The organism is Cupriavidus basilensis OR16 (genome assembly GCF_000243095.1).
Lineage (GTDB): Bacteria > Pseudomonadota > Gammaproteobacteria > Burkholderiales > Burkholderiaceae > Cupriavidus > Cupriavidus basilensis_D.
This window is the reverse complement of the sequence record NZ_AHJE01000202.1, coordinates 1-5,076: the sequence shown is the minus strand read 5'-3', so window position 1 is coordinate 5,076 and position 5,076 is coordinate 1. Positions and strand designations below refer to the sequence as shown.

Annotated in this window: 5 protein-coding genes; 4 read left to right on the top strand and 1 reads right to left on the bottom strand. The window is 67.1% G+C overall.

Annotated features, from left to right (window positions below; all coding sequences use genetic code 11):
* The 4 genes from OR16_RS37945 to OR16_RS37930 form a co-directional block, all read left to right on the top strand.
* A partial coding sequence (locus tag OR16_RS37945) for an isochorismatase family protein (RefSeq protein WP_006164589.1) occupies window positions 1-402 on the top strand: 402 nt, incomplete at its 5' end.
* Window positions 403-632: 230 nt separating this feature from the next.
* A complete protein-coding gene (locus OR16_RS37940; RefSeq protein ID WP_006164587.1) occupies window positions 633-1,454 on the top strand; it encodes an alpha/beta fold hydrolase in 822 nt (273 codons plus the stop codon).
* A 4-nt stretch (window positions 1,455-1,458) separates the two neighbouring features.
* A complete protein-coding gene (locus tag OR16_RS37935; protein WP_237717386.1) occupies window positions 1,459-1,761 on the top strand; it encodes a DUF1427 family protein in 303 nt (100 codons plus the stop codon).
* A gap of 26 nt (window positions 1,762-1,787) precedes the next feature.
* Window positions 1,788-2,873, top strand: coding sequence for a porin (locus OR16_RS37930; protein WP_006164584.1), 1,086 nt, complete (start codon window positions 1,788-1,790; stop codon window positions 2,871-2,873).
* Window positions 2,874-2,909: 36 nt separating this feature from the next.
* On the opposite strand, the gene OR16_RS37925 is transcribed toward OR16_RS37930, so the two are convergent.
* A complete protein-coding gene (locus tag OR16_RS37925; protein WP_006164582.1) occupies window positions 2,910-4,778 on the bottom strand; it encodes a sensor histidine kinase in 1,869 nt (622 codons plus the stop codon).
* Window positions 4,779-5,076: the final 298 nt, after the last annotated feature.

Here is a 5,076-nt window from a genome sequence, read left to right as displayed (position 1 = left end):
GTACGCGACGCGCTCAAGGCCAACGGCCGCAAGAAGGTGATCGTCGCCGGCCTGTGGACCGAGGTCTGCAACACCACCTTCGCGCTCTGCGCGATGCTTGAAGGCGACTATGAGATCTACATGGTCGGCGATGCCTCCGGCGGCACCAGCAAGGAAGCGCACGACTACGCCATGCAGCGCATGGTGCAGGCCGGCGTGGTGCCGGTGACCTGGCAGCAGGTGCTGCTGGAATGGCAGCGCGACTGGAAGAACCGTGACACGTACGACGCGGTAATGAAGGTGGCCAAGGAACACTCGGGCGCCTACGGCATGGGCGTGGACTACGCCTACACCATGGTGCACAAGGCCGCGCAGCGCACCGCCACGCCGCACGAATCCATCGCCCCGGTGCCGGCCCGCTGAGCGTGGCCAAGGCACAGACCCATCACCCGCATACCCCGGGAAGAGATCGCATGAGCGCGCAATCCAATACGCAGGCCACGGCCCAGAGCCCGTCGCGGCGCAAGCTGCTGGTATCCGGTGCCGGCACCGTCGGTGCGGCGGCCGTCGCGGCACTGGGCAGCTCCGCCGCCGTCGCCGCGGGCAAGCCGCAGGGCCACGCCGCGCCCCACCACACCCCAGGAGCACACAGCATGGACACCATCACCGCCAAGGATGGCACACAGATCTATTACAAGGACTGGGGCACCGGCCGCCCGGTCGTGTTCTCGCACGGATGGCCGCTCAACGCCGACGCCTGGGACGCGCAGATGCTGTTCCTCGCGCAGCACGGCTTCCGTGTGATCGCGCACGACCGGCGGGGCCATGGCCGCTCCGGCCAGCCCGCCAAGGGCAACGACATGGACACCTATGCCGACGACCTGGCCGCGCTGATCGAAGCGCTGGACCTCAAGGGCGCGGCGCTGGTCGGCCACTCCACCGGCGGCGGCGAGGTGGCCCACTACATTGGGCGCCACGGCACCAAGCGCGTCTCGCAGGCGGTGCTGATTGGCGCGGTGCCGCCGATCATGGCGAAGACCGCGACCAACCCCGGTGGCCTGCCGATGGATGTGTTCGACGGCATCCGCAAGGGCGTCGCCGACAACCGCTCGCAGTTCTACAAGGACCTGGCGGTGCCGTTCTTCGGCTTCAACCGTCCCGGCGCCAAGATCTCGCAGGGCACCATCGACGCGTTCTGGGCGCAGGGCATGACCGGCGGCATCCACGGCCAGTACCTGTGCATCAAGGAATTCTCTGAAGTCGACTACACCGAAGACCTCAAGAAGATCGATGTGCCGACCCTGATCCTGCACGGTGCCGATGACCAGATCGTGCCGATCGACAATTCGGCCAAGCTGAGCGCCAAGATCGTCAAGAACGCGACGCTGAAGATCTATCCCGGCGCCTCGCACGGTATGTGCGTGGTCAATGCGGACCAGGTCAACGCCGACCTGCTGGCTTTCCTGTCCACGTAAGCGCATGCCGTCCCGCGACCCGAAGGCAGGGCGGGACGGCCTGCCCGACTCACCGTCTTCCCCCTCACTAGCCGCCGGCAGTTCATCGCCGGCGCCGCCCGTGGTCGCGCTGATCGGCCTGCTCGGCATGCTGATCGGCGAGCAGGTCGTACCGCCCATCAAGCGCATGCTGGCCGGCGAGCCTGTCACCGCAACCTGGTTCCAGTCCGAATGCATGCCCAAGATCACGGGCACGCCGCCGGCAACGCTGCTGGCAGACCGCAGCGAGGCCATGCCCGCGCAGGGCAAGACGCTGGACTCCCATTGAACCGGCACCGCGGCCCTGAGCATCGAATGAAATGCTGCATTGCTGCCTTGGGCATGGCAGCGGCAGCGCCGGCGGCATTCGCGCAAAGTACCGTCACCGTGTATGGACGCCTGAACACGGCCATCGAGTATGCACGCGCCAGCCCCGCCACCGACGGCACCGAGCGCGGCAGCGTGGCACGGCTCACCAACAACCGCTCGGTGTTCGGGTTCGCGGGGGATGAAAACCTCGGCGGCGGACTCAAGGCCATCTGGCAGATCGAAAGCAACCTGTCCGTGGATAACGGCCAGGGGCAGATCGCCGGCCGCAACACGCGCCTGGGCCTGCAGGGTCCGCTCGGCACCGTCTTCATGGGCCACTGGCATACGCCGTACACCGAGTCGACCATGGGCTATGACCCCTACTATCCGACCACCGCCGGCTATATGGCGCTGATCGGCAACGGCTCGGCGTCGAGCACGGACAATGTCGAAGACACCAGTTCATTCGACCGTCGCCAGAAAAACACCCTGCAGTACCGCTCCCCCGTCTGGCATGGCATCAGCGGCGCGCTGGCCTGGGGGCTGCCAGAGGAAAAGCTTACGGTGCCGCGCAACCCGGCGCTTTACTCGTTCGCCGCGGCGTACGACCGCGGACCGCTCAACCTCACGCTAGCCTACGAGATCCACCAGCACTACCAGGTTGCCGGACGCAACGACGACGCGATCAAGGCAGGGGTCGCATACCAGTTCCCCACCACCCGGATCGCCTTGGTCTACGAGAGGCTGCACTACCGCACGGCCTCCGGCGACCTGACCCGCAATGCCTTCTACGCCTCGTTGGTGCAGAAGCTGGGGCCTGGCAGCATCCGGGCTGGCTTTGCGCTGGCCGCCAATGGCGCTGGCAATGCCACCGAGACCATCGGCTTTTTCCATGCCGGGCCGCAGACTGGCGCCACACAACTCACGTTTGGCTACGACTATCCGTTGTCCAAGCGCACCGCGCTGTACGCCTATTACAGCCGTATCGACAACAAGCCGCACGCCATCTACGACTTCGCCATCAATGGGCTGGGCATTCGCGCTGGCGCCGACCCGCAGACTTTCGCGCTCGCCATGCGCCACAACTTCTGAGCGCGCTGCCACGGCTGGCCCCCGGCCCCGCCGAGCCTACGGTTGCGGCACCGGCAGGGTAAAGGAAAAGGCCGCGCCGGGGCCTGCCGGATGCTGGCCGCTTCCCGCCTCGGCGCGCACGGGAGACTCGGCCCATATGCAGCCACCATGCGCTTCGACGATCGACCGGCAGATCGACAGGCCCATGCCCAGCCCTTCCACGCGCGTGGTGTAGAAAGCCTCGAACAGCTTGTCCAGCTTTCCCGCGTCGATACCCGGGCCGGTATCCTCCACGCGCAACAGTACCTGGCCTTCGGCTGGCGCCGCCGTGGTGACCCGAAGGTCGCACCGCCCTGGGCGGTGGCATGACATTGCCTGGATGGCATTGACAAGCAGGTTAATAATCACCTGCTGCAACTGGATGCGGTCTCCGAGTACTTGCGGCAGCCCGGCCGCGCAGTCCTGGGCGATGATGATGCCGTGGGCCTCGGCCTGGTGCTTCACCATGGCTACGGTCTCGGGCACAAGCTCGCTCAGCTGCAACGGCAAGCGGCGAGACTCTCCCTTGCGCGCGAGTGCCCGGATGCGCCGGATCACCTCGCTTGCGCGCACGCCTTCGGCGATCATGTTCTCCACCGCATGACGCGCTTCATCGAGATTGGGTTCAGGACGGTTGATCCAGCGCAGGCATGCGCCGCCATACATGACGATGCCGGTCAGCGGCTGATTGACCTCGTGCGCAATCGATGCCGCCAGCTCGCCAAGCGTGGTGACCCGGGAGATGTGCGCCAGTTCGGCTTGTACCCGCTGGCGCTCCTGGTTCTGGCGCAGCAGCTCGGCATACAGCCTGGCATTCTCCAGCGAGATGGCAGCTTGGGAGGCCAGCATGGCCAGCAGGTTGATTCTCCTCCCTGTGAACAGCGCATCCGCCAGATTATTCTCCAGGTAGAGCAAACCGATCAGCGCAGCCTGCTTTGCCAACGCCAGGCAGGCCACCGAACGCACGCTGCGCGCCTGGACGTCCGGATCCTGCCCGAACTTCGCATGCGTCCTGGCGTTGTCGAGGACGAAATCCGCGCGGGTCGTGAGCGCCGCATCGACGATGGCGCGGGGATAGGGCACGGCACCGGCCGGATCCAGGTCGACCACAATGCCCGATTGCTCGGTCCGGGCTTGCGCGGCCAGGCGCAGTGCACCGTCCTGCCAGAGAAACAGCAATGCCCTCTGCGCAGTCGCCTGCTGAACGGTGGTTGTCAGCAGCGTCTTGATCAGACGGTCGAGCTGTATCTCGCCGGCCAGCGCCTGCGTCGCCCTGATGGCGGTGTCGAGGTCCAGCTGGGAGGCCGGGCCGATATAGGTAGTGGGCTGAAGGGCCGCCGCGCCGGACGGTTCGCTGGCCGTGCGGCCCGTGTCCAGATCCGTGCCGTCATGGGCGCGCGCTCGCGCCTCAAGCTTGCGCACCAGGCCTTCGGCGCCCCAACTGCCATAGGCATCGCGAGCCTTGCGCAGGTATGCCATTGCCGGCGCCGCCAGGCCCTGTTCGAAACAGCAGCGCGCGCACAGATCGTAGGCCAGGGCCTCATCATGAACCAGGTCTCGCTCTCTCGCCTGGCGGGCCGCCTGCTCGTACTGCCGCATGGCCTGCAGCGGATCCCGCGCCATGCGCGAGGCCTCGGCCAACAGGATGCCTGCGCGCGCGCCGAAGTTGGCGGGGTTTTCCCGTGCCCAGGCGCTCAGCTGGTGGTGATGGCGCTCGAACGCCGCCGCGTGCACGCTGCCAGGCACGTGGCCGGGTGCGTGGGCCGGGAGTACCGGCGCCCTGGCCAGCGCGAGCGCGGCGAAGAAATGATAGTCCGCGATCTCCAGGAAGTACGGGGCGTCCGTACGGGGCGGTCCATAACAGCGGCTCCGCCTTGCGGGCCGCATCCAGCGCCCCCTGGTAGTCGTCCGCAGCGAAACAGGCCTGCAGCTTGCGAATCCAGTAGCAGCAGGCGGCAACGGCAAGGCGGGGATCGGCCTGCAGTCTTGCCTCGGCATCCAGCAGCCCCGGCTCGCCGGCGTCCAGCGTCATCCAGCCCGCGGCCCTGCCCCGCAGTACCGCAACGTACCTGGCCTGTGCGCTCAGGATATCGACGACCCGCCCCAGGCCCAGCGAGCGGGCGAAGGCCCGGCCAGTCTCGATCTTCGCCTCCACGTCGGCCAGCGGCTCTGCGCAACCGAGCAG

What these genes read in the sequence shown, in the direction of transcription:
- OR16_RS37940 (WP_006164587.1), top strand. Translation starts at nt 633, where the DNA reads ATGGACACCATCACCGCCAAGGATGGCACACAGATCTATTACAAGGAC.
- OR16_RS37935 (WP_237717386.1), top strand. Translation starts at nt 1,459, where the DNA reads ATGCCGTCCCGCGACCCGAAGGCAGGGCGGGACGGCCTGCCCGACTCA.
- OR16_RS37930 (WP_006164584.1), top strand. Translation starts at nt 1,788, where the DNA reads ATGAAATGCTGCATTGCTGCCTTGGGCATGGCAGCGGCAGCGCCGGCG.
- OR16_RS37925 (WP_006164582.1), bottom strand. Translation starts at nt 4,778, where the DNA reads ATGCGGCCCGCAAGGCGGAGCCGCTGTTATGGACCGCCCCGTACGGAC.